General features: G+C 57.8%; 22 protein-coding genes, 1 tRNA gene and 1 pseudogene. 7 read left to right on the top strand and 17 right to left on the bottom strand.

All coding sequences use genetic code 11. The features are described from left to right. Positions 1–45 precede the first annotated feature (45 nt). Together FRT59_RS21425 and FRT59_RS21430 are read right to left on the bottom strand one after the other, a co-directional pair. A complete protein-coding gene (locus FRT59_RS21425; protein ID WP_153872333.1) occupies positions 46–1,416 on the bottom strand; it encodes a heavy metal sensor histidine kinase in 1,371 nt (456 codons plus the stop codon). Next, entirely contained in the window at positions 1,413–2,084 is a 672-nt protein-coding gene (locus tag FRT59_RS21430) for a heavy metal response regulator transcription factor (protein ID WP_153872334.1), read from the bottom strand. Before FRT59_RS21430 ends, FRT59_RS21425 begins: the two co-directional genes overlap by 4 nt. A gap of 147 nt (positions 2,085–2,231) precedes the next feature. Here FRT59_RS21430 and FRT59_RS21435 point away from each other — a divergent pair, with 147 nt between their 5' ends. Together FRT59_RS21435 and uraH are read left to right on the top strand one after the other, a co-directional pair. Then, the gene (locus tag FRT59_RS21435; protein WP_153872335.1) at positions 2,232–2,735 is read left to right on the top strand and encodes a GlcG/HbpS family heme-binding protein; all 504 of its coding nucleotides are present in this window, start codon (positions 2,232–2,234) and stop codon (positions 2,733–2,735) included. Between the two features lie 10 nt (positions 2,736–2,745). Then, positions 2,746–3,156, top strand: coding sequence for a hydroxyisourate hydrolase (gene uraH / locus FRT59_RS21440; protein ID WP_153872336.1), 411 nt, complete (start codon positions 2,746–2,748; stop codon positions 3,154–3,156). A 114-nt stretch (positions 3,157–3,270) separates the two neighbouring features. On the opposite strand, the gene FRT59_RS21445 is transcribed toward uraH, so the two are convergent. Next, the gene (locus FRT59_RS21445; RefSeq protein ID WP_153838447.1) at positions 3,271–4,467 is read right to left on the bottom strand and encodes a fumarylacetoacetate hydrolase family protein; all 1,197 of its coding nucleotides are present in this window, start codon (positions 4,465–4,467) and stop codon (positions 3,271–3,273) included. Between the two features lie 120 nt (positions 4,468–4,587). Here FRT59_RS21445 and FRT59_RS21450 point away from each other — a divergent pair, with 120 nt between their 5' ends. The 3 genes from FRT59_RS21450 to FRT59_RS21460 all read left to right on the top strand — a co-directional run bounded on the left by FRT59_RS21450 (position 4,588) and on the right by FRT59_RS21460 (position 8,915). Next, positions 4,588–5,547: a LysR family transcriptional regulator gene (locus tag FRT59_RS21450; protein ID WP_153872337.1), complete on the top strand. Its 960-nt coding sequence runs from the start codon at positions 4,588–4,590 to the stop codon at positions 5,545–5,547. 166 nt (positions 5,548–5,713) lie between these two features. After that, complete coding sequence (locus FRT59_RS21455) at positions 5,714–7,261, top strand: UxaA family hydrolase (protein ID WP_153872338.1); 1,548 nt, start codon at positions 5,714–5,716, stop codon at positions 7,259–7,261. Between the two features lie 73 nt (positions 7,262–7,334). Next, the gene (locus tag FRT59_RS21460; RefSeq protein WP_153872339.1) at positions 7,335–8,915 is read left to right on the top strand and encodes an aldehyde dehydrogenase (NADP(+)); all 1,581 of its coding nucleotides are present in this window, start codon (positions 7,335–7,337) and stop codon (positions 8,913–8,915) included. A gap of 4 nt (positions 8,916–8,919) precedes the next feature. Here the strand turns inward: FRT59_RS21460 and FRT59_RS21465 are convergent, their stop codons facing one another. Continuing rightward, positions 8,920–9,906 (bottom strand): LysR family transcriptional regulator, encoded by a 987-nt coding sequence (locus tag FRT59_RS21465; RefSeq protein ID WP_198809724.1) that lies wholly within the window; start codon positions 9,904–9,906, stop codon positions 8,920–8,922. A gap of 83 nt (positions 9,907–9,989) precedes the next feature. Here FRT59_RS21465 and FRT59_RS21470 point away from each other — a divergent pair, with 83 nt between their 5' ends. Beyond that, positions 9,990–11,306, top strand: a complete 1,317-nt coding sequence (locus FRT59_RS21470) for an L-fuconate dehydratase (RefSeq protein ID WP_034119077.1) — start codon at positions 9,990–9,992, stop codon at positions 11,304–11,306. 93 nt (positions 11,307–11,399) lie between these two features. Next, the gene (locus tag FRT59_RS21475; RefSeq protein ID WP_153872340.1) at positions 11,400–12,710 is read left to right on the top strand and encodes an MFS transporter; all 1,311 of its coding nucleotides are present in this window, start codon (positions 11,400–11,402) and stop codon (positions 12,708–12,710) included. Between the two features lie 211 nt (positions 12,711–12,921). On the opposite strand, the gene FRT59_RS21480 is transcribed toward FRT59_RS21475, so the two are convergent. The 13 genes and pseudogenes from FRT59_RS21480 to FRT59_RS21540 all read right to left on the bottom strand — a co-directional run bounded on the left by FRT59_RS21480 (position 12,922) and on the right by FRT59_RS21540 (position 23,192). Next, positions 12,922–14,754, bottom strand: a complete 1,833-nt coding sequence (locus tag FRT59_RS21480; RefSeq protein ID WP_153872341.1) for a long-chain-acyl-CoA synthetase — start codon at positions 14,752–14,754, stop codon at positions 12,922–12,924. A 137-nt stretch (positions 14,755–14,891) separates the two neighbouring features. Then, positions 14,892–15,554, bottom strand: a complete 663-nt coding sequence (locus FRT59_RS21485; RefSeq protein ID WP_034119074.1) for an iron-containing redox enzyme family protein — start codon at positions 15,552–15,554, stop codon at positions 14,892–14,894. Between the two features lie 69 nt (positions 15,555–15,623). Continuing rightward, complete coding sequence (locus tag FRT59_RS21490; RefSeq protein WP_153838450.1) at positions 15,624–16,022, bottom strand: nuclear transport factor 2 family protein; 399 nt, start codon at positions 16,020–16,022, stop codon at positions 15,624–15,626. 38 nt (positions 16,023–16,060) lie between these two features. Continuing rightward, entirely contained in the window at positions 16,061–16,837 is a 777-nt protein-coding gene (locus FRT59_RS21495; RefSeq protein ID WP_233094219.1) for an N-acyl amino acid synthase FeeM domain-containing protein, read from the bottom strand. Positions 16,838–17,025: 188 nt separating this feature from the next. Beyond that, on the bottom strand, positions 17,026–17,463 hold the full coding sequence (locus tag FRT59_RS21500) for an HIT family protein (RefSeq protein WP_034119071.1): 438 nt from the start codon (positions 17,461–17,463) through the stop codon (positions 17,026–17,028). Positions 17,464–17,847: 384 nt separating this feature from the next. Further along, positions 17,848–17,991: pseudogene (locus FRT59_RS21505) on the bottom strand (integrase); the annotation flags it as partial. Between the two features lie 173 nt (positions 17,992–18,164). Then, positions 18,165–18,240, bottom strand: a tRNA-Gly gene (locus tag FRT59_RS21510). Positions 18,241–18,300: 60 nt separating this feature from the next. Continuing rightward, positions 18,301–18,861 (bottom strand): CDP-diacylglycerol--glycerol-3-phosphate 3-phosphatidyltransferase, encoded by a 561-nt coding sequence (pgsA, locus tag FRT59_RS21515; RefSeq protein WP_034119069.1) that lies wholly within the window; start codon positions 18,859–18,861, stop codon positions 18,301–18,303. Positions 18,862–18,893: 32 nt separating this feature from the next. After that, positions 18,894–20,717: an excinuclease ABC subunit UvrC gene (gene uvrC, locus FRT59_RS21520; RefSeq protein WP_153838451.1), complete on the bottom strand. Its 1,824-nt coding sequence runs from the start codon at positions 20,715–20,717 to the stop codon at positions 18,894–18,896. Between the two features lies 1 nt (position 20,718). Beyond that, positions 20,719–21,360: a response regulator transcription factor GacA gene (gacA, locus tag FRT59_RS21525; RefSeq protein WP_003190387.1), complete on the bottom strand. Its 642-nt coding sequence runs from the start codon at positions 21,358–21,360 to the stop codon at positions 20,719–20,721. Between the two features lie 151 nt (positions 21,361–21,511). Continuing rightward, complete coding sequence (locus FRT59_RS21530) at positions 21,512–21,877, bottom strand: helix-turn-helix domain-containing protein (RefSeq protein WP_153872342.1); 366 nt, start codon at positions 21,875–21,877, stop codon at positions 21,512–21,514. Positions 21,878–21,994: 117 nt separating this feature from the next. Next, the gene (locus FRT59_RS21535; RefSeq protein ID WP_034119066.1) at positions 21,995–22,441 is read right to left on the bottom strand and encodes a GNAT family N-acetyltransferase; all 447 of its coding nucleotides are present in this window, start codon (positions 22,439–22,441) and stop codon (positions 21,995–21,997) included. Position 22,442: 1 nt separating this feature from the next. Next, positions 22,443–23,192 carry a carbon-nitrogen hydrolase family protein gene (locus tag FRT59_RS21540; RefSeq protein ID WP_153872343.1) on the bottom strand — a complete coding sequence of 250 codons (750 nt, stop codon included), beginning with the start codon at positions 23,190–23,192 and terminating at the stop codon, positions 22,443–22,445. Positions 23,193–23,293 lie beyond the last annotated feature (101 nt).

Genomic DNA, 23,293 nt, shown 5'->3' on the forward strand with positions numbered 1-23,293 from the left:
CGGATTAAATTGGGTAAGCGGGCGCTGTCATTTAAACAAAACAATTCAAGCGTTTCGAATAGGAAACTCCAGACGAAAGCTAGTTCCTAATTGACTGCTATCTACGGTCACTCGACCGCCATGCAGCTGCAGAATCGAGCGAACGATTGCCAGCCCCAGGCCACCGGAATCGTCCGGCTGATTGCGTGAGGGGTCGCAACGGTAGAACCGATCAAACAGTCGAGGCAGATGTTGCGCTGAAATCGGCTGGCCCTGGTTGTGCACGGTGACTTCAATCCTGTTTTCCCACACCACACTGCTAATAGTCACTGCCGTAGCAGGAGAGCCATAACGCAACGCATTGGCCAGCAAGTTAGCCAATGCTCTACGGATCAAGGCAGGATCACCACGCAACTGATCATGGGCGTGATTGATCAGAGTGACATCACGTTCTTGCGCCACACCTTCAAAATACTCACACAGTTGCTCTACCAGATCGTGCAGGTTGATGAGCTCATCACTTACAGAGGCATGCGCCTGCTCGGTACGCGCGAGAAACAGCATGCTGTCGATCATTCGCGCTAGACGCTCATACTCTTCCTGATTGGAAACCAGCAGGTTCTGATAGTCCTCGATTGAACGACCATGCCTCAGGGATTGTTGGGTATGCCCCATCAGGTTAGAGAGTGGGGTCCGCATCTCATGGGCGAGATCCTCTGAGAATCGTGACAGCTGGGCGAACCCCTCTTCGAGGCGTGCAAGCATTTTATTAAGCGCCTGGCTGAGCGCTTGTAGTTCACTCAGTTCGTTGAACTCATCCAGCCGCAGATACAGATGGTGTACATCGATTGCGGCAGCGCGCTTCGCCAGCAGACGCACAGGTCGTAGGCCCCGCTGACTGACCCACCCGCCGAGCACAAACGCCAGCAGCGAGCCGACTGACATCGCGAGCCAGAGCTTGAGTCGGTAAGCCGCCAGCATCTGCTCGCGCTCACTTAACAACTTGCCAGCAATCAGGGTCAAGCCGCGATCACCCTGCATGACATGCTGCCAGGCAAGCCGCACTGGTACTGAAGAGTGGCCCTCACCGAGCTGAGCCTGGGCTGCGACAGGTAACTTGGGCAAGCTCATGCTGACGGGGTTGATTTCGATCAGCACCTGGCCAGTGTCATCGACAATCCACAGCAGGTTGTCGCGATTGCCCAGCATGTTTTCGTAAAGTTTGGGCCGATTTCGTAGTTGCTCGATGCTGTCACTGTCGTTGATCAACGCCTGCATGCGCTCCAGGCGCCCGAGCAGGGCCTGGTCATCGCGCCACGCGACTTCTCGCTGTAACGACTGATAAAGATAAAAACCAATGGAGCCCAGCAGCAGCGCACTGACTAACGCGAACATGACCGCCAGGCGCAAGCTCAGGGCACGCGGAAACAGTTTCAGGATTGCACCTCAAGCATGTAGCCGATGCCACGCACTGTGTGTATCAACTTTAGTGGGTAAGGATCGTCAACCTTGGCGCGCAGTCGTCGGATGGCGACATCGACCACATTGGTATCACTGTCAAAGTTCATCTGCCAGATCTGTGAGGCAATCAACGAGCGCGATAGCACCTCCCCTTCACGACTGACCAGCAAGTGCAACAGAGCAAACTCCTTGTTGGTTAAGGTCAGGCGCTCACCCCCGCGCGTAACCTTACGTCGCAACAGATCCAGGCTCAGGTCTGCAACCAAGAACTGCTCGACCTCACGGGGCGGTCCCCTGCGCAGCAGAGTACGTACGCGTGCCAACAACTCGGCATAGGAAAAAGGTTTGACCAGGTAATCATCTGCCCCGGATTCAAGCCCCTTGACCCGATCCTCCACAGAGTCCCTGGCGGTAAGAAAAAGCACCGGGGTTTGCCACTTGCGCCGAATAATCTGAAGCAATTGCCATCCGTCCAGGCCCGGCAGCATGACGTCCAGAACGATCAGGTCGAACTCACTTTCCTGCGCCAGATACTGGCCCTCCAGGCCATCCAAGGCGACCTCAACCACATAGCCCGATTCAGTCAGGGCTTTGTGGAGGTAATCCGCTGTTTTCGCTTCATCTTCAACGACCAGGATACGCATCTTTTCCTCCAAAGCTGGAGCATAGGCTAGCGCGCCTCGCTGTTTTTGGCACATTACATCTTGGTAATCATGGGGCAATCATTCTGACGGAATGCACTGGTCATCATGTCTGGCTATGACTCACCCAGACAACACAAAGGAAAAAGCATGCGTATAAGCCTATCGACTTCATTGCTGACGTCACTCGCAATGAGCTCGGCGCTCGCCGTCGCAGCCCCGGATCAAGTTGTGCAGCGCAACGACGTTTCACTGGCCATGGCCAATGATTTGCTAAATGCCGCGCTGGCAGCGTGTCATGCCGATGGCGGTACAAGTGTTGCTGCAATTGTCGACCGTGGAGGCAACTTAGTCGCCCTGCAGCGCGACGATAACGTGGGCCCACACAACACATTAGCAGCCCAACGCAAGGCCTATACCGCCCTATCGACCAAGACGCCAACACGACTATTGGCAGAGCGTGCTCGCAGTACACCCGATGCTGAAAACCTCAACACCCTGAATGAGCTATTGCTACTGGGCGGTGGAGTGCCGCTGTTGTTTGAAGGGCAAGTCATTGGCGCTATCGGAGTGGCCGGTGCCGGTGGGGCAGCATTCGATGAAGGTTGCGCATTAGTCGCTATCAACAAAATTTTACCTGCTGTTAAAAACTAAGGACCTGATCATGACTGTAATAAAAACTTTTTTCGCTGGCGTTGTATTGAGTGTCGTTTCGTCATTGGCATTAGCGGCAGCAAACCCGCTCAGCGTGCATGTACTCAACTTACAAGATGGTTTGCCGTCCCCTGGTGTCAATGTCACGTTGGAAAAACAGGACGGCAAGAACTGGAACACGCTCAACAGCGCAGCGACAAACGAGCAAGGTCGTATTCCCGGGCTGTACCCCGATGGTCGGGCCCTGGAAAAAGGCATCTACCGTGTCACCTTCAAAACCGGTGAGTGGTTCAAAGCTCACAAAATCTCCAGCTTCTTTCCAGAGGTACCGGTTATTTTCGAGGTGGACGGTACCGTTGCGCACTACCACATCCCATTACTGCTCAGCCCCTACGGTTTCTCTACCTACAGAGGGAATTGAGCTTCTACCGGACAGAGAGACAAGGCCGCCCCTAATCTCATGGGCGGCATTTGTGCTTGATTATTTGGCATCAACACCCTGTGTTTTATCTACCCGCCACCTCCAGTGGGTAAATCAGTGCAGCGACTTACCTGCCACCAGACCGCGAGCGGCCAGGTTGCCCATCAATGCACGCAGGCCAAACGTCCAGGGTGTAGCCTCATTGCTGTAGGTGACGCGGTTGTGCAGAGCGCCCAGCAGCGGACTGCCGATGCGCACGCTATCGCCCTGTTTGTGAGTGAAGCCGCTGCCCGGCTCTTCACGATCTTGCGTCGGGGCGAACAGGGTGCCGAGAAATAGCATGAAACCGTCTGGGTACTGGTGATCGCTACCCACGGTCTGGGCCACCAACTCCAACGGATCGCGGCTGATCTTCTCCATCGAGCTGCTGCCGCGCAGGATAAAACCGTCATCGCCTTCGACGTCCAACTCGACCACGCAGCAGCGCACATCATCCAGGGAAAAGCTTTCATCGAACAGGCGAATAAATGGGCCGATCGAACACGATGCGTTGTTGTCCTTGGCCTTGCTCAGCAGCAAGGCGCTACGGCCTTCGAAGTCGCGTAGATTGACGTCATTGCCCAGCGTTGCGCCGTGAATTTGCCCACGGCTGCTCACCGCCAGAACGATTTCCGGCTCAGGGTTGTTCCATTTCGACCTGGGATGAATACCGACGTCGTTGCCGCTGCCGACAGACGCAAGAACCGGGGCCTTGGTAAATATCTCGGCATCAGGGCCGATGCCCACTTCCAGATACTGCGACCACAACCCCTGCTCGATCAACATATCCTTGAGGCGCGCCGCTTCGGCCGAACCGGGTTTGATCGAGCCCAGGTTATCGCCGATGGCTGACTTGACCAGGCTACGTACGGTTTCGGCCTTGACCGCATCGCCCCCGGCCTGCTCTTCAATCACGCGCTCGATCATGCTCGAAGCGAAAGTCACGCCAGCGGCCTTGATCACTTGCAGGTCAACCGGTGGCAGCAGGTACGCCTTGGCAGGGTCAGAGCCCGATCCGGTGTTGGCCAACAGTGCTGCTGTGGTGCAGATGTATCGACCGCGAACGTTGCGAACCGCCTCAAGCGGCGATGCACTTTCCAGTAGATCACTCAACGTTGCGAACGCTTCGGACAAATCAAATACGCCATCGGCGCGCAGTACGACTGGCGATGGGCCTGCTGTCTTCCCCGGTACCCAGGCTCGCCCGATCAGTGTCCCGTGCAAGCCATCGATCGGGAGGGTATTTTCACAGGTCAATTTCGCAGTGGGCATAAGGCAATCCCTATCAATTGGATGTCGTTCGGGCAAAAACTAGTGGACTTGATTGATAAATCCCAATGACATATTTTCAGCATTTGATATCGTTTCGTTATCAATCAGGTTGAGTACCGTATGGAAAACGACGAGATTTCATTCGCCAGTGTCAGCAAGTGGCTGAAGATCAAGCACCTGATGCTGGTCGATACGCTGGCCCGGACCCGCAACATGCACACCACCGCCGAGCTGATGAATCTGACCCAGCCCGCCATCAGCAAGATGCTGCGCGACATCGAAGTATTATTTGGATTCGCCTTGTTCGAACGGCAGACGCGCAGCATGGCGCTTACTGAACTGGGTGAGTTTGTCGTCCGGTATGCGCGGATGACGCTGTACGACACACAGTCCTTCGTCGATCAACTGAATAAAGTCCGCAAAGGTGGCCATGGTCACTTGAGAGTCGGCGCGATCTTCGCCGCAACGTCGGTGGTGCTGCCCGAAGCCATTACCCGGATCAAACTGGACCGTCCTATGCTGTCCATCGAAGTGATCGAGCAAACCAGCAATCAACTTCTGGAAATGCTCGAGCATAAGAAGCTGGATTTGATCATTGCCCGCTTCACCGATGAGCGTTATCAGCAACCGTTCGAATTTCGGACGCTAGGGCCCGAGCCTTTTTGCCTGGTGGTCAATAGCCGTCACCCCCTCGCGCAACTCGACGAGGTGGCGACCGAACAACTCAGTGACTGGCCGTGGGTCATGTACCCCTTCAATGCGCCCATACGTCGCCAGATGGAAAGCGCCTTCATCGAATTCAACATGCGCACGCCGACCAACACCGTTGAAACCATCTCGATGCCCACTTTCCTGCAGCTCCTGCAGTCGGGACCGATGCTCGCGTTTCTGCCCGAGTCCATGGTTCAGTCGCAGATTCAGATTGGCTTGCTCAAAGTGCTCAACACACCGTTCAAGGTCGAGCCGCAGGACTACGGCATCATCACACGCAAGAACGAACCGCTGAGCGAAGCGGCCCGTGACTTTACCGATACCTTGCTGGAGCTCGCCAGGTTGCGCCGCGAAGCCACCAAACATTGAACCTCCATTGCAGGGTCTGAACGCCCAATCGATGAGAGAAAGTTATCAATCAATCCAAAGGTCTCATTAGGCAGCGGTGTCCGGGGGCTCTTATAGTGGCGCGACAAAGGTATGGCGCGGCCCGTGTGCCAGCGACCTCCCACGCTTGATAGCCAGAGAGTCCCCGATGGAATTGATTATGAAAACCGGCGCAGCCGCCGTGCTGCGCCTCAATCCTCTGGACGATGTGCTGATCGCCCGCCGGCCATTGTTGTCGGGTGAAGTCCTCGAACCACAAGGCGTGGTGGTTCGCCAGCCCGTCCCCGCCGGCCATAAGATCGCCTCGCACCGAGTCGAGGCAGGCCAACCTTTGCGTCGTTACGGGCAGATCATCGGGTTTGCGACCGAGGTAATCCAGGCCGGTGACCATGTGCATGTGCACAACCTGGCCATGGGCGACTTCGCCCGCGACTACGCTTTCAGCCACGATGTGAAACCCGAGCGGACGCTGAACGATGCGCCCGTGTTCATGGGAATCGTGCGCCCGGATGGCCGTGTGGCGACACGTAATTACATCGGCATCCTGACGTCGGTGAACTGCTCGGCCACCGTGGCCCGCGCCATCGCCGACCATTTCCGCCGCGACATTAATCCGGCTGCGCTGTTGGCGTACCCTCACGTCGATGGCATCGTCGCCCTGACCCATTCCGCCGGTTGCGCCGTGGACCCCGCCGGAGAAGGCCTGGCCCTGCTGCGCCGGACATTGGCTGGCTACGCCACCCACGCCAACTTTGCCGCTGTGCTGGTGATCGGCCTGGGCTGCGAAACCAACCAGATCGAAGGGCTGCTCAGCAGCCAAGGTCTGAGCCGCAGCAATACCCTGCGCACGTTCAGTATTCAGGACAGCGGCGGCACCTCCAAGGCGGTCGCCAGCGGCATCGTCCAGGTCAAGTCGTTGCTGGAAGAAGCAAACCAGGTCAAGCGCGAACCGGTGAGTGCCAAGCATCTGCTCGTTGGCCTGCAGTGCGGCGGTTCGGATGGCTATTCCGGGATCACCGCCAACCCTGCGCTGGGTAATGCCGTGGACCGCTTGGTCGCCTGTGGCGGTACGGCAATCCTTTCCGAAACCCCAGAAATCTATGGCGCCGAGCACCTGTTGACTCGCCGTGCCGTCAACCGCGCCGTCGGCGAAAAACTTGTCGCACGGATTCACTGGTGGGAGGCGTATTGCGAACGCAATGGCGCCGAATTGAACAACAACCCGTCCGCCGGCAACAAGGTTGGTGGCTTGACCACGATCCTGGAAAAGTCGCTGGGGGCCGTCGCCAAGGCAGGTTCCAGCAACCTGGTCGATGTGTATGAGTATGCCCAGCAGGTCGGCGCGAAGGGTCTGGTGTTCATGGACACCCCAGGCTACGACCCGGTGTCGGCCACAGGCCAAGTGGCCGGTGGCGCCAACCTGATTGCCTTCACCACGGGACGTGGCTCTGCTTACGGTTGTGCCCCTTCCCCGTCGATCAAATTGGCGACCAATACCGCCTTGTGGAACCGCCAACGCGAGGACATGGACATCAACTGCGGAGAAATCGCCGAAGACACCATGACCATCGAAGCCTGCGGTGAGGCCATCTTCAATCTCATGCTACGCATCGCTTCGGGCGAACGCAGCATGAGCGAACAGCACGGTTACGGCCAGAACGAATTCGTGCCCTGGCAGATCGGCGCTGTCACCTGAGTCGACGGCCCCTGCTCACCTCCCCCGACATCCCCTTAAAAGACGATGCGACCCCACCCTTCTGGAGCCAGAAATGTCTACGATCACCGGCCACAACTACATCGGCGGCCAGCGCAGCGCTGCCGGCACTGTCATCATCAAAAGCATTGATGCCAGCACAGGCGAGCAGTTGCCTTACAGTTTCCACCAGGCCACGGTTGAAGAAGTTGACCATGCCGCCAACGCTGCGGCCATCGCGTATCCGGCTTACCGCAGCCTGAGCGCCGCCAAACGTGCCGAATTCCTCGACGCAATCGCCGATGAACTGGACACCCTCGATGATGATTTTGTGGCGCTGGTCTGCCGCGAAACCGCATTGCCCGCTGCCCGTATTCAAGGCGAGCGTGGCCGCACCAGCGGCCAGATGCGCCTGTTCGCCAAGGTACTGCGTCGTGGGGATTTCTATGGGGCGCGGATCGATCAGGCACTACCGGAGCGTAAGCCGCTACCGCGCCCGGATCTGCGTCAGTACCGCATTGGCCTCGGTCCGGTGGCGGTGTTTGGTGCGAGTAACTTTCCCCTGGCGTTCTCGACTGCCGGCGGCGACACAGCTTCGGCGTTGGCCGCAGGTTGTCCGGTGGTGTTCAAGGCGCACAGCGGCCACATGGCCACCGCCGAGCTCGTCGCGGGTGCGTTGATTCGCGCCGCCGAAAAAACCGGCATGCCGGCCGGTGTGTTCAACATGATCTACGGCGGCGGGGTTGGCGAAGCGTTGGTCACGCATCCGTCGATTCAGGCAGTGGGTTTCACCGGATCTCTCAAGGGTGGCCGCGCGCTGTGCGACATGGCGGCAGCACGTCCACAGCCGATTCCGGTGTTCGCCGAGATGTCGAGCATCAATCCGGTGATCGTCTTGCCCCAGGCGCTGGAGGCGCGGGCCGACAGCGTCGCCCTCGACCTGACCGCTTCGGTGGTTCAGGGTTGTGGTCAGTTCTGCACCAATCCGGGTCTGGTGATCGGTATTCGTTCGCCGCAGTTCAGCGCGTTCGTGCAGCAAGTGGCGCGCTTGATCGGTGATCAACCGGCGCAAACCATGCTCAACGCCGGAACGTTGCGCAGCTATGGCCAAGGCTTGCAAAAACTCCTCGCGCACCCTGGCATAGAGCACCTGGCCGGCAACGCGCAATTGGGCAATCAGGCCCAGCCGCAACTGTTCAAAGCTGATGTCAACCTTTTGATCGATGGCGATGAAGTCTTGCAGGAAGAAGTGTTCGGCCCGACCACGGTGTTCGTCGAAGTGGCGGATCAGGCGCAGCTCAGTGCCGCGTTGCATGGCCTGCACGGGCAACTGACGGCGACCATCATCGGCGAACCGGCGGACTTCGAACAGTTCGGCGAACTGACCGCGCTACTGGAGCAGAAGGTCGGGCGAATTCTGCTCAACGGCTATCCGACGGGCGTGGAAGTCTGCGATTCGATGGTTCATGGCGGCCCGTATCCGGCGACGTCGGATGCGCGCGGCACGTCAGTGGGCACGCTGGCCATTGACCGCTTCCTGCGCCCGGTGTGCTTCCAGAACTTCCCGGACGCCTTGCTGCCCGATGCCTTGAAAGATGCCAACCCTCTGGGTATCGCGCGCTTGGTGAATGGGGTGAGCAGCCGCGACAGCCAGTAAACCTCTACCCTTTCCCATGTTCCTTGAGGTAACCCAACAGCTTGCTGACGGCGGCAGACAATGGCCGAGATTCGCGCGTCAGCAGGCCGATGTTGACCATGGTGATGGGCAACTCCACCGGTAGGATCGCTACCATGCCATAGCGCAGGTAGTGCTCCGCGACGTCATTGGGCACCACGGCGATCATGTCCGAGGCCTCGATCATTGAGGTGGTGGCCAAGATCGACGCAGTTTCAACGATGTCCAGCGTCTGCACCATGCCCCCCGCCTTCAGTGCGCTTTCCACATGGCGGCGCATCGGGCTGCCGATCGGATGCAGAATCCAGGTCTGCGTCACCAAGTCAGCCAGGCTCAGTTTTGCGGCCGTGGCCAGTGCGTGCCCGGGACGTGCAATGACGCGCATCTGCTCGCCCTTTTCGAACAGTTGAATATCCAGGCCCTGGCTGTCGATCTGGTCCGGGAGCCGCCCCAGCACCACATCATAATCGCCGCGAATCAGCGCCGGCAGCAGCGCGTCGCTGGTCCCGACTTCAATACAGATACGCACCTTCGGGTTATCCGCCTTGAATGCCAATACGCCTCGGGTCAACAAGGTCGGCACCGGGCCCATCACCGTGCCGATGCGCACCAACCCCGAAGCACCGCGTGCCAGCTCCGCCAACTGCGCTTCGGCATGTTCAAATTCATGAATGGCCCCGTGGGCGTAATGAATCATTACTTCGCCATAGAGCGTCGGTTCCATGCCCCGTGGCAGGCGCTCGAACAGCTTGGCGCCGAGGCGCTCTTCCAACTGCTGCAATAACAGGCTCGCAGCCGGCTGCGTAGTGTGCATTGCGGCGGCCGCGCGACGCAGGTTGCGGAACTCGCCCAGGGCATTGAGCAGTGCAATCTGGCGACTGGAAATCTTCAGCGGGCTGAAGGTTTTCGCTGGCGCCGAGCTGGCGAGCGTTGGGTCTTTCGACGGCTCTGACATATCAATTTTAATATCCATCTATACGAATCGACGATTATGCCTATATCGCCGACCAACCTACAGTCGAACTCCCAAGTGGTCACCTATAAAAAGAGTTCTCCATGAGCATTCGAATCACCCACCTGAGCGTTCGCGACATCCGTTTCCCTACTTCCCGGTCACTCGACGGCTCTGACGCCATGAACAGCGCGCCAGACTATTCGGCGTCCTACGTGGTATTACACACCGACTCCTCAGGCGGTATGGAAGGCCATGGCCTGACGTTCACCATCGGCCGCGGCAATGAAATCTGTGTGGCCGCCGTGCAATCGCTGGCGCCACTGATCGTCGGCTTGACCCTGGAAGAGATCACCAGCGACATGGGCCGCTTCTGGCACAACATCACCGTGGGTGACAGTCAATTGCGCTGGCTGGGTCCGGAAAAGGGCGTGATACACCTTGCGACTGCCGCCATCGTCAACGCGGTGTGGGACCTGTGGGCCAAGACCGAAGCAAAGCCGGTGTGGAAACTGCTGGCAGACATGACACCCGAGCAACTCGTCGCCTGCCTGGACTTCAGCTATGTGACTGACGCAATCACGCCTGAGGAAGCCATCGCCCTGCTTCGTCGTCAGGCGCCCGGCAAAGCCACGCGTGAAGCACAGATGCTGCGCGAAGGCTACCCCGGCTACACCACCGCCCCGGGCTGGCTGGGTTACTCTGAAGAGAAAATGCGCCGGCTGGCCCGAGAAGCCGTAGCCGATGGCTGGACTCACTTCAAACAGAAAATCGGCGCCAACCTGGAAGACGACATGCGCCGCGCTGCGATCCTGCGCGAAGAAATTGGCTGGGAACGCACCTTGATGATGGACGCCAACCAAGTCTGGAGCGTTGATGAGTCGGTGGCAAACATGCGTCGCCTGGCTGCTTTCGATCCATGGTGGATCGAAGAACCGACCAGCCCGGACGATATCCTCGGACACGCAACCATCCGCCAGCGCATTGCACCGATTGGCGTCGCTACCGGTGAACACTGCCATAACCGGGTAATGTTCAAACAGATGTTCCAGGCCCAGGCCCTGGATTTCTGCCAGTTGGACGCCGCACGCCTGGGCGGTCTCAACGAAGTGTTGATTGTGTTGCTGATGGCCGCCAAGTTTGACGTGCCGGTATGCCCCCATGGCGGCGGCGTCGGTTTGTGCGAGTACGTGCAGAACATCTCGCTGTTCGATTACATCGCGGTATCCGGCTCGCTGCAAAATCGTGTTCTGGAATACGTCGATCACTTGCACGAGCACTTCCTGGAACCCGTGGTGATTCGCAACGGCCGCTACATGCCCCCGCAACGGCCCGGCTACAGCATCGAAATGACTGCCGAAACGCTGGAACGCTACCAGTATCCCAATGGCCCGGTTTGGATTGATCTTGCCCAATCCTGACCGCTAAGCAGCATCCGTTCTTACAACGGCACAGTGGCGCCCCTTACACGGGGCGCCATGACACGTGCACCCAACTCTATTAGGACTATAAAAATGACAATCCTAAGCCCCATCGCCGTGACTCAGGCCCCTGCTGCCTGTAACGAGCATCGCTTGACCAACCTGCTGTTGCGCAGACTGATGCCGCTGCTGGTCGTGGTCTATGTCATGAGCTTTCTGGACCGTACCAACATTGCCCTGGCCAAAGCCAGCATGGGCATCGACCTTGGACTTTCCGCTGCGGCGTATGGCTTGGGTGCAGGGTTGTTCTTCCTGACCTACGCGCTGTTCGAAGTGCCCAGCAACCTGATCATGCAAAAGGTCGGCGCGCGATTCTGGATTACTCGCATCATGATCACTTGGGGCCTGCTCTCGACGGGCATGGCGTTCGTCCAGGGTGAAACCTCGTTCTATGTCATGCGCCTGCTGCTGGGCGTCGCCGAAGCGGGCTTGTTTCCAGGTGTCATGCTTTACCTGACCTACTGGTTCAACCGCGAACAACGCGCCCGCGCCACGGGGTATTTTCTGCTCGGTGTTTGCATCGCCAATATTCTCAGTGGCCCGCTGGGCGGTGCCCTGTTGCAGCTCGATGGTTGGCTCGGCTGGCATGGCTGGCAATGGTTGTTCGTACTGGAAGGTTTGCCAGCCGTGGCGCTGGCCTATGTAGTATGGAAGAAACTGCCCGACGGCCCCTCCTCCGCGTCCTGGTTGTCGGCGGCCGACGCTCGGGAAATCCAAGCGCGCTTGGATGCCGAGAGCGACGACGCCCCACAACAAACCCGCCTCAATCAGATGTTGCGCGACAAGCAAATCTGGCTGGCGATCGCCGTCTACTTCGTGCACCAGATCACCATCTACACCGTGATCTTCTTCTTGCCCGGCATTATCGGCAACTACGGCTCATTGACGCCGCTGCAAATCGGTCTGCTGACCTCCGTACCGTGGATAGCCGCCGCCATTGGTGCCGCCACTTTTCCACGTCTGGCCACCTCACCGCAGCGGTGCCGACGCATTCTATTCTTTGGCCTGCTAACCATGTCGGCCGGACTGCTGGTGGCTTCGTTTTCCAATTCCTATATTGGCCTGATCGGTTTTTCACTGACGGCACTGATGCTGTTCGTCGTGCAGTCGATCATCTTTGTTTTCCCCTCCAGTCGCTTGACTGGAACCGCCCTGGCGGGTGGCCTGGCGTTCGTCACAACGTGCGGTTTGTTGGGTGGCTTTGTCGGCCCATCAGTGATGGGGCTGATCGAACAGACGACAGGTACCACGCGCAATGGGTTGTGGGTAATTGCTGGCTTACTGGTCGTTGCGGCGCTGGTCAGCACGCGCTTGCGACAGGGCCAAGAGCAAACCGCCACCTGAGAGGTCAAGGCAGTGCGCTTCGGGGGTGGCCATATGGGGCCAACCCCGCCATGAAGGTGGAAACGAACATTTACTGCAGGGATCGCCGTCCACGCCGAGAACGGTGAAGATATCAAAGACCCGTTTTCCGATGAATCGTAAGGCCGCTCCGCTTAGAGAGCAGCCTTACGCCTTTGCGGGCCTGGTGGTTGAACCCACGCGCAGTTGCCCTTCAGTAGCGGAACTTGCCGCCATGAATGTCCTGCAGCACCTGCTCAGTCACGCGCACGTAGGTTTCGGTACCCGGCAGCCATGCGTAGACCGGGTCTTCGCCGGTTTGGCCGGGGTCGAACGCTTCGGTCTTCAGCTTGGTTTTCTGATATTTGAACGTGCCGGTGGTTTCCATGTGGGTCTTGATGCGCAGGAACATCGGCACCGCGTAGTGAGGCATCTGGCTTCTGACGAAACGCAGCAGGTCGCAAAAATCCAGTTGCTCCAGTGGGGCCGATGGGGTGATGGCGGCCATTCCGGCGCGACCGTTGGTGTTTTTGATTTCCACACCGTAGGCCACGGCTTCGGCGATGTGGGGGTGTTGCACCATGATATTTTCGACCTCGGTGGTGGAGACGTTTTCGCCTTTCCAGCGGTAAGTGTCTCCCAGGCGGTCGACGAATTGGGCGTGGCCAAAGCCGATATCGCGAATCAGATCGCCGCTGTTGAAGTAACGATCGCCCTTTTCGAAAACGTCGCACAGCACCACTTTTTTGTTCTTCTCTGGATCGGTGTAACCGTCGAACGGGGCGTTGTCGTCGATCTTGGCCAGCAACAAGCCCTGGCCACCCTTGCCGACTTTCTGCATGAAACCGTTCGCGCTGCGCCGCGGCTCGCCGGTGTCGTGTTCGTACTCCACCAGCGACCAAGCGTTGAGCGCAAAGCCGATGGTGTTGTCGAAGTTGAGGATGTTGGTAAAGCCGATGTTGCCATCACTGGCGGCATACAGCTCGCAGACCCGCTCGATGTTGAAGCGTGTCTTGAAGTCGATCCACACGCCGGGGCGCAGGCCGTTGCCAATCATTTTCACCACTGGGTTGTCGCCATCGTTGCCGGCGGGAGGCTGGTCGATCAGGTAGCGACACAATTCACCGACGTAGCAAATGGTAGTGGCCTTGAATTTGCGCGCGTCATCCCAGAACTGGCTGGCGCTGAATTTGCGGCGGATGGCGAAACCCGAGGCGCCCGACAATGCCGAGCCCCAGCTCACGCACAGCCCGGTGCCGTGATAGAGCGGCAAAGTGCAATAGACGATGTCATCGGGGCGCATATCCAGGGCGATCATGCCGAAGCTACCGTAGGCTTTCATCCAGCGGCCGTGCTTGAACACCCCAGCCTTGGGCAAACCGGTGGTGCCGGAGGTGTAAATGTAGAAGCAAGCGTCGTCGGAGTAGACCTGCTGGGCGGTCGCCGGGTTGGCGGTGGAATGCTCTTCGCTGACGCGGGTCAGGTTGACGTAACCCTCAGGCGCAATACCCGCATCGCGCGTGGTGTCGGTGTCAGCCAGGAAGAAAGTGCTCAGCTCATCAATGGCAACGTCGTTACGCACCGCGTCAAAAGAGGGTACCAACTCTTCACCGACGATAATCGCCGAGGGATTGACCAGGTTCAAACTGTGAATCAGGACGTTGTGGGTCTGCGAGGTGTTGAGCATGGCGCAGATACCCCCGATCTTGCTGACGGCCAGCACGCTGACCAGCAATTCCGGGCGATTTTCAATAAAGATGCCGACCACATCGCCCTTTTTCAGGCCACGGGCAAGCAAGTAATGGGCGAAACGGTTGGCCCATTGATTGACCTGTTCATAACTGAAACGATTGTCCTTGTAGAGCAGCGCCGGTCCTTGAGGGTTGCGCGCAACCGCCTGTTCGAAGGCCCAACCCAGGCCGCAGGGTTGATCAGCCTTGAGCTTGGACACTTTGACGCCCCTGACGAGCCGGGGAATGGCGCGGGTGATCGAGGGGATTTTGCGCAGCATCATGCCCCAGGTAATCATGTCGCTATTGCTACTCATGGCACCTCCTAGTGGATTGACCGTGGCAGGCAGGCGGCTCGACAAGCGCCATGACCAACCGATCGTTTTTATTGTTGTGCACGCCATGTAAAAAGCCCTCACGCAGCGGGGTGCGCGAGGGCGCCTGTTGCCAAGACTTAGAACTCGTCGGCGACCGACTCGAGGATCTTGCCCATCAAATAAACCGTGGTACGTGCAACTTGTTTGACCGACTCTTTTTCTTCGTCGGTCACGACCCAGCGGTCGATGGCCGCGTTGACTTGCTCGGAGTGTTTCTCGTCGATGATCGCGTGGGCAACAAAGAAGGTAAGTTCTTTATCCGTCAGCTTGAGATGGTTTTTGCATACGTCCATCAAAGGCTCGAGGTGCTCGTAGCAGTCCTCGGCCCAAAAGCTGTAGCCCAGGCGTGGAATGATCCCGCGGCATACAGAGACGAAATCCAGATAGCCGTAGAACGCCTCGGTCGCCGGCAGCATGGGTTTTTCGAACTCGGACTTGTCGACGCCAATGGCGATCAGGTCGTTGTACGCCATGTTTTCATGACCCAGTTCCTCCAACGCATGCTTCATCGCAAAACGCAGCAAGCCAACCTTTTTGTGGTCCTGGTTCCAGCACGCCACCGCTTGGTTGATCGCGTTGTTCTTGGTGTAGTGATACACCTGGACAATCGACTTGATGTAGAGGTCGCGCTGCAACTCGGGGCGTTTCATCATCTGGAAAAAACGGCCGATCTTGATCTTTTCCCATTCGGCATCACAGACGGCTTTCAGCTCTTTACGAAACTCGGTCACTTCAGTCATTTCACTCTCTTCCTTGGCGGGTTGATAAATCGCTTATGACACTTTTTATAATTTCTGGGGAGCACCGACTTACAGGCGCAGCACGGACTTTATGATGTAGATAAACTTGGAGAAGAACCCCAAGCCTTCGATGGTGTCCCAGTGCTCCATCAGCACACCGTTTTCCACACGATAAATATCGATCACCTTGTAATTCACCGTGAAGAACTTGTGCCTGGCCCAATGCTTGGCATACAGGAAAACATAATCGCCTTCGGCACAGACTCGCTCAATTTGGGTGCCTGACTCGGGGAATGTCTTGAAGAACTGCGTAAAGTAGGTCTTGAAGCCTTCGCGGCGCGGTGGAATAAATACGTTATTGTGTTGTACATATTCCTCCGCAATCAATGTATCGGCGACCGCCAGTTCACGCTGGCCAAACATGCGCTCGTAAAACTCGATGACCACTTCTTTGTTCCTGGCTTCCATCTTGGATCAACCTCAATATTGTCGTTATTTTGGGATGCTCAGACCGCCAGCGGGAGCCTCGCGGTTCGGGCGGCCAAGGTGTGGCGAATCAAGTCATCAATATCCATCAGGTCTGCGGGGCAGCTTTGCAGGCCGAAGAACGGCGTGACCGACGGCAACAGATCGCCTTTGTACAGAGCGTAGTAGTGTTCGCCGCGGGCTTTGATCTGGAAGAAAATACCGTCCTGATCAAAGACAAAGCTGTCGAACTTCGGCGCCAGCCTTGGTTTCACGTAGGTGATGAATTTTCTGTAGCCGCCTTGCAGGGCAACCAGCGAGGCACCGGTCATGGCCAATCCGTTGACCACATTCTTGACCGGGGAATGCTTGTCGACAATAAGTCGCGAGAGTTCGACGCAGTCATGCTCATAATTGGGCCCGGAGAACTGCACCAGTTGTTCATGGCTGATGAACTCGCCCGACTCGTGAGGGAAAGGCGTAATACGCTGGGTGCCGATAATTTCACCATCATAATAAAAGCCAAACACATAAGAGCGCGGATCGTACTCATCCAGGCAGACGGTGTCGTCTACCGAGTTACCAAACAACGTTTTGTAATAAACCTTTCGTTGCCCATACAACCGGTTGCGGGCACGAGACAGTTCGGAAAACTGCGCAGGCGTAACCACTTGCCTGACTTTGACCTTGTCAGACTGACACAAGTCTTGAAGTACTGAATCATAGAAACTGTAGATTGCCGAACCGGCTGGCTCATCGTTTACCAACTGCATACTTGCCGAAGGCAAGGCAGTCATATTACTTGCGAGTGACGGCATGAAAATCCCCTTCTTATTGTGATTTTTATTATTTATTTCAGCCCAGCGCACACTTAAGTTTCCACAGTTCAATACATGGCTGCGCCTCCTTGCGTAGATGTCTACAGGTGGTTGATTTGCGCACTGCACGCAGCAAGGCAGTCACTCCTCTTAGTGCGGGCGTGCCTTTAGACTAAAGCGACTTACGGTTAAAAGGGTGGCAGCGAGGTCAAGGCTCGACGGATCTGCTCTGCGCGCTCGCCCAACACTTGGGGCGTAGCGAGCGGAAGGTCTGCATGACCCAGGTTGAAACCATCACCGACAAAACGGGCCAGCACATGCAGGTGGGCGTGGCCCACGGTTTGGCCGGCCACAGCGCCATCGCACAGCAGTAGGTTGATACCTTCGCAGGGTTGTTCATTGAAGCTCAAGCCGCTTTCGCGCAGGGCGGCGGCCAACCGTTGACCCACACGCATCATGTGGCCAAAGGTTTGAGGAGGGATATCACCCAGGCCACTTGCGTGAACCTTGGGAATGACCAGGACATGGCCTGGCGTAATCGGCTGGATGGAAAGAAAGGCCAGGCATTGCTCGTCTTCGTAGACAACGGCAGCCGGTGATGCTTTGTTGGCGATTGCACAGAACATGCAGTTCACGGATAGCTCCCTCTATTGTTGTGGTGCATACCCGGTGGAGGCATGAAGATCCGGGATGCTACGGTCCGAATTCCATTGCAGACCTGACAGCGTTGAACGCTTAGCTTGAGGGTGAAATTACGCTGGGGATTCCACAGCTGTACACGGGAGTTTTGAAATGTTTTGTATCTGAACTGCTGAAAAACACATAACAAGTTGATTTAATTTAATTTTTCTTAGGTGGATTTTGTACCTGTCCCTGAAAAACGGTACAGGCCACGACTGGATATCACATCAAACCGTTTCAGGTCTGGAAGGTGTTCTCTCTAATGCGCTGCTCAGGTCGCTCCGTTGCGCGAACAAATAAAGCTGCGCGGGGACAACCTGGCTCAGCATCTCGCGTTGTTCGATTCCGCTCAGGAGGTGCATCAGGTCGTGGCGATTGATTTCGTAGATGGACCACCGGCCGAGCGTTGGCAGGGTGTCTTTTTTGAAGAGTCTCAGGATCTGCGAGAGTGTGCTCTGACGCCCCTCTCCAAGCTGCTCCAGCAAAAAACCAACTCAGTGCGCGTCCGAATTCAAGACTCTCATTCAGGACTTAAACACACCGGATAGTGCTGGATTTCAGTGGTTCCCACAGGAACGAAAAAAGGACCCGAAGGTCCTTTTTTCAATCACTTACAGAATTCACTGGAACTCTGTAGCGTTATGTTTGGAGCGGGAAACGAGACTCGAACTCGCGACCCCGACCTTGGCAAGGTCGTGCTCTACCAACTGAGCTATTCCCGCTTGGTGATGCGCATTCTATAGAAATCTCAGAACCCGTCAACCCCTTGATTCAAAAAAGTTTTATTTCTTTTCAACGGTCGTGCGCAGATGCGGCCAGGCGGCGCGCAGATATTGGAGCATGGACCACAGGGTCAGGCCGGCGGCGATCAGCAGCAAGGCGTAGCCGGTAAGGACCCAGAACGAGAAGTCCGACGGGTTGGCCAGCAGGATGACCAGTGCGAGCATCTGCGCGGCGGTTTTCCATTTGCCCATGTTCGACACGGCGACGTGGGCGCGGGCGCCAATTTCGGCCATCCATTCGCGCAGGGCCGAGACGACGATCTCGCGGCCGATGATCACGGCGGCCGGCAGGGTCAGCCACAGATTGCCGTGCTCCTGCACCAGCAGCACCAGGGCGACAGCCACCATGAGTTTGTCGGCCACCGGGTCGAGGAACGCACCGAAAGGCGTGCTCTGTTCCAGGCGGCGCGCCAGGTAGCCGTCGAGCCAGTCGGTGGCGGCTGCGAAGGCGAAGACCGAGCTGGAGGCTACATAACTCCATTCATACGGCAAATAAAACAACAAAATGAAAATCGGGATAAGCAGGACACGTAGAACGGTAATCAGATTAGGGATATTCATCGGCACAACTGGCTACGAGGTGAGAAGGCATTCTATTCGCTGTGCAGGTTTGCATAAATCAGCTCAGCGAGCTTTTTACTGATACCGGGTGCTTTGGCTATCTCCTCAATGCTGGCACGGGATAGCTCCTGCAAGCCACCAAAATGTTTAAGCAAGTCGCGACGCCGGGTCGGGCCTACCCCGGCAACCCCTTCCAGGGTTGAAGTACGCCGGGTTTTGCCACGGCGCGCACGGTGGCCGGTAATGGCGAAACGGTGGGCTTCGTCGCGAATCTGTTGAATCAGGTGCAGTGCGGGTGAGTCGCCCTTCAAAGTGAACTCATGGGCGGCATCATTCAAGTATAACGTCTCGAAACCGGCCTTGCGCGTGGCGCCCTTGGCCACGCCGAGCAAGATCAGGTCGGGCACGGCCAACTCGTTGAGCACGTCTCGCGCCATGGACAACTGGCCCTTGCCGCCGTCCACCAGCAGGATATCGGGCAGCTTGCCCTCCCCGTCCTTCAACTTGCTGAAACGCCGCGTGAGGGCCTGGTGCATGGCGGCGTAGTCATCACCGGCGGTGACGCCCTCGATGTTGTAGCGCCGGTAGTCGGACTTGATCGGCCCTTCCGGTCCGAACACCACGCAAGAAGCCACCGTCGCCTCACCGCTGGAGTGGCTGATGTCGTAGCACTCCAGGCGCTGGGGCGGCTCGTCCAGGTTGAGCACCTCGGCCAGGGCGTCGAAGCGTGCGGCAACGTGTTGGCGATTCGCCAAGCGCGCGCCCAGGGCCTGTTCGGCATTGGTCACGGCCAGTTGCTGCCAGCGCGCACGGGTGCCGCGTACGCGGTGGCTGATGTCCAGCTCGCGGCCGCGCAGCTCGTGGATAGCCTCGATCAAGGTGGGGAAATCTTCATGCACCACGTTGACGATAAGCTCAGACGGCAGGTCGCGCTCAGGGCTGCTGACGTAGTACTGGCCAAGGAACGCGGCCATCACCTCGGCAACCTCTTCGTCGATACCGGTCTGCGGGAAGAAGTTCTTGCTGCCCAGCACTCGGCCAGCGCGCACGCTGATCAGGTGCACACAGGCGCCGCCCGGGTTGACGAAGGCGGCGATCACATCAACATCGCCGGTGCCGCCTTCCATGCTTTGCTGGTCCTGGACGCGGCGCAGCAAGGAGATCTGGTCGCGCAGTTCGGCGGCCTTCTCGAAATCCAGGGTGCTGGCGGCCTGCTCCATGGCACCGGACAGCTCATCGGTGAGCGCGTTACTGCGCCCTTCAAGGAACATCACCGAGTGGCGTACATCCTCGGCGTACTCTGCCTGTTCCACCAGGCCCACGCAGGGTGCCTTGCAGCGCTTGATCTGGTATTGCAGGCACGGTCGCGTGCGGTTCTTGTAGAAACTGTCTTCGCACTGGCGCACAAAAAAGGTTTTTTGCAGCAGGCTCAGGCTTTCACGAATCGCACCCGCACTGGGATAAGGCCCGAAGTACTTGCCCTTCTGCTTCTTTGCCCCACGGTGAATGCTCAGGCGTGGGAAATTGCCGTCCGATAAAAACACATAAGGGTAGGATTTATCGTCGCGCAGCAGGATGTTGTAGGGCGGCCGCCACTCCTTGATCAGCGTCTGCTCAAGCAGCAGCGCCTCGGTTTCATTGGCGGTGATGGTCGTTTCGACCTGTGCGATACGCGCCACCAGGGCAGCGGTTTTCGGCGCCAGGCCGGTCTTGCGAAAGTAGCTCGCCAGACGGTTCTTCAGATTTTTGGCCTTGCCCACGTACAGCAGGCGGGCCTCGCTGTCGAACATGCGGTATACGCCGGGGCGGCCACTGCAGGTGGAGAGAAAGGCACTTGGATCAAACGGTGTGGTCATGTCAGGCGCTGGCGTCCACCATGCCGTGGCGCACCGCGAGCAGGGTCAATTCAACATCACTGCTGATGGCGAGCTTCTCGAAGATGCGATAGCGGTAGGTGTTAACAGTCTTGGGCGACAGGCACAGCTTGTCGGAAATCGTCTGCACCTTCTGGCAACCGACGATCATCAGGGCGATCTGGATTTCCCGCTCCGACAGCGCGTCAAAAGGCGAATCACTGGTGGGCTGGAACGACTTGATAGCCAATTGCTGGGCAATCTGCGGGCTGATGTAGCGCTGGCCGGCAAAGACCAGGCGAATGGCTTGTACCATCTCCGCCAGGCCCGCGCCTTTAGTGAGATAACCGGCGGCACCGGCCTGCAGCAGGCGAGTCGGGAAAGGGTCTTCCTCGCACACTGTCACTACCACGACCTTGATATCCGGATGACTGCGCAACAATTTGGTCGTGGCACCCAGACCGCCGATCCCAGGCATCTTGACGTCCATCAGCACCACATCGGGCTTCAGCTCTCGGGCCTTGATCAGGGATTCCTCCCCCGACTCCGCCTGGCCGACCACTTGCAGGCCATCGATGTCAGCCAGCATTCGTGTAATGCCTGTACGAACGAGATCATGGTCATCGACTACTAGCACCCTAATCAAGCAGACACCTCGCGATATGGTCTTATAGGTTGCTGAACACCTTAACAAAAAACCAAGGCGCAGACCTAGTTGCAAGTGGCATATATATAGAGATTCAACGCGCTGTGGCTGTTCGCCGGGTGGCGAGCAACGCTGTTTCCTGGGTGAAAGGTCAGGAATCCTGGGGTTGTGCCTTGGCTTTTGCGTTCAATACGGATGAATGTTCGGCCAAGGTACTGGTCAGGCGACGGATTGCATCCTGGTCTTCCTTGAACATCGCGCGGTAGTTAGCCAGCACTTTTTCTTCGTTCTGGCTGACGTTATCCAGTTGGATCGGCGTTGGGCTGCCGGTCAACACGTACAGGACGTCTACACCTCTTTCGGCGACACGGGACAGATAGTCGGCCTTGGGTGCGCGACCGCCACTTTCATATTTGCCTTGTGCGTTGGCTTCAACACCCCCTATTTCACCAAAAGCTTTTTGCGACAAGCCAAGCCGCTCTCTTTCTTGCCTTAAGCGCGAACCGATTCCATTCATTTGGACGTATGACCCTGAATTTGCACACCCTGAGAGGTGATACACCATCACTTCGTTAAACAAATTTGTAAGCAGTGACTGACAGCAGTATGCGCTTATTCGTACAGCGTGCTTGTTCTAGTCCGGTGTGAGTGCGCGACACTCCCGCTCCATGCGCCAGAAGCAGTCCTCTTCACCCACAATGCACAACCCCAGGCGCTGATACAGCCTTTTTGCCTGGTTGGTCTTGAACACGGTCAAGCGTAAAAAGCCCAGGCCCTCGGTGCCTGTCTTGAGCGCCATCTGTTCCAGCACCCAACTGCCCGCACCCTGCTTGCGGCAGTGTTCCAGCATGTGCAACTCACGAATATACAAGGCCTTTTCGTCGCGACTCAGACTGACAAACCCCATTACGCCATCATCGTTGCACACCAGCCAGTTCTCGCGACCCGCCCAGGCGGTGTCGAAGCCGTCGTTGGACCACAGCAAACCGTACTGCAGGTAGTAGCGGTTCATGGCTTGATAGGTGAGGCTTCGGGCAAACGGCAGGTCCTGATCCGTCGCCTGGCGCAGGTGAAACGCCATGTTAGACAGCGACCACTTGGCCAGCCCACAGCCCATCCTCGCGACGGGCGATCACCAACGCGTCGCCGACCCCGGGTGCAGCGGCAAGCAAGTTGCCATCCCCGGTCCAGATCGCACTGCGCCCTGCACAGGCCCAGCCTCCCGAAGGGCCACCATGATTAGCCATCAGTACCAGCATGCCATGCTCGGCTGCATAGCCTTGAAGCAGCGCGCTGTCCGCCGCGTAGCCACCCTCACTCACCAGCACGCCGGCCGCATACACCGTGGCACCCGCTTCAGCCGCACGCCGTGGGTGGCTGGCGTGGGAAAAGTCCGCGCACACCGCCAGCGCAATGCGCTCATCTCCCCACGCCAGGATCTCGCCGCCCTGCCCGGCTACAAATGCCAGCTCTTCGCCAGAGTGCAGATGCTGCTTGGTGTAGACGCCCACTGAACCGTCCGCTCCCAGCACCAGCGCGCCAATCAGCACGCCCGCGTGTGGCGCCAGCCGTACCGGCATGCCCACCACTACCGTCAATCGCAGCTCCCGCGCCATCTCACGCAGCGGAACCAACACCGCGCTCTCGGGGGTGATAGCCAAGTCCGCCGCCAGGAAGGGTTCATAGCCCGTCAACGACAATTCCGGAAAGACCAACCATTGCACACCCTGCTCTGCCGCGGCCCGCATCATGGCAAGGTGCCGCTGGATATTGGCCGCTACGTCGCCGGGGATGGAAATGGTTTGCGCGGCAGCAAGGGTCAAGGCAGTCATGGTCGCGTCCTGGCAATCATTGTTTAAGTGTCATCAGCATATCGGCACACACCCATAGCCGTAAGTCCCCCCACACGATAGAAATTACTGATTGAATCCAC

The sequence above is a fragment of the Pseudomonas haemolytica genome (genome assembly GCF_009659625.1).
In the GTDB taxonomy this organism is placed as follows: Bacteria; Pseudomonadota; Gammaproteobacteria; order Pseudomonadales; family Pseudomonadaceae; genus Aquipseudomonas; species Aquipseudomonas haemolytica.

Coding starts and splice junctions, on each gene's coding strand:
- FRT59_RS21490 (WP_153838450.1), bottom strand. CDS start 16,022: ATGGAAGCCAGGAACAAAGAAGTGGTCATCGAGTTTTACGAGCGCATG.
- FRT59_RS21480 (WP_153872341.1), bottom strand. CDS start 14,754: ATGAGTAGCAATAGCGACATGATTACCTGGGGCATGATGCTGCGCAAA.
- pgsA (WP_034119069.1), bottom strand. CDS start 18,861: ATGAATATCCCTAATCTGATTACCGTTCTACGTGTCCTGCTTATCCCG.
- FRT59_RS21500 (WP_034119071.1), bottom strand. CDS start 17,463: ATGTTCTGTGCAATCGCCAACAAAGCATCACCGGCTGCCGTTGTCTAC.
- FRT59_RS21455 (WP_153872338.1), top strand. CDS start 5,714: ATGGAATTGATTATGAAAACCGGCGCAGCCGCCGTGCTGCGCCTCAAT.
- FRT59_RS21445 (WP_153838447.1), bottom strand. CDS start 4,467: ATGCCCACTGCGAAATTGACCTGTGAAAATACCCTCCCGATCGATGGC.
- FRT59_RS21540 (WP_153872343.1), bottom strand. CDS start 23,192: ATGACTGCCTTGACCCTTGCTGCCGCGCAAACCATTTCCATCCCCGGC.
- FRT59_RS21430 (WP_153872334.1), bottom strand. CDS start 2,084: ATGCGTATCCTGGTCGTTGAAGATGAAGCGAAAACAGCGGATTACCTC.
- FRT59_RS21485 (WP_034119074.1), bottom strand. CDS start 15,554: ATGACTGAAGTGACCGAGTTTCGTAAAGAGCTGAAAGCCGTCTGTGAT.
- FRT59_RS21470 (WP_034119077.1), top strand. CDS start 9,990: ATGAGCATTCGAATCACCCACCTGAGCGTTCGCGACATCCGTTTCCCT.
- FRT59_RS21450 (WP_153872337.1), top strand. CDS start 4,588: ATGGAAAACGACGAGATTTCATTCGCCAGTGTCAGCAAGTGGCTGAAG.
- uvrC (WP_153838451.1), bottom strand. CDS start 20,717: ATGACCACACCGTTTGATCCAAGTGCCTTTCTCTCCACCTGCAGTGGC.
- FRT59_RS21530 (WP_153872342.1), bottom strand. CDS start 21,877: ATGAATGGAATCGGTTCGCGCTTAAGGCAAGAAAGAGAGCGGCTTGGC.
- uraH (WP_153872336.1), top strand. CDS start 2,746: ATGACTGTAATAAAAACTTTTTTCGCTGGCGTTGTATTGAGTGTCGTT.
- FRT59_RS21465 (WP_198809724.1), bottom strand. CDS start 9,906: ATGGATATTAAAATTGATATGTCAGAGCCGTCGAAAGACCCAACGCTC.
- FRT59_RS21460 (WP_153872339.1), top strand. CDS start 7,335: ATGTCTACGATCACCGGCCACAACTACATCGGCGGCCAGCGCAGCGCT.
- FRT59_RS21475 (WP_153872340.1), top strand. CDS start 11,400: ATGACAATCCTAAGCCCCATCGCCGTGACTCAGGCCCCTGCTGCCTGT.
- FRT59_RS21535 (WP_034119066.1), bottom strand. CDS start 22,441: ATGGCGTTTCACCTGCGCCAGGCGACGGATCAGGACCTGCCGTTTGCC.
- FRT59_RS21495 (WP_233094219.1), bottom strand. CDS start 16,837: ATGCCGTCACTCGCAAGTAATATGACTGCCTTGCCTTCGGCAAGTATG.
- FRT59_RS21435 (WP_153872335.1), top strand. CDS start 2,232: ATGCGTATAAGCCTATCGACTTCATTGCTGACGTCACTCGCAATGAGC.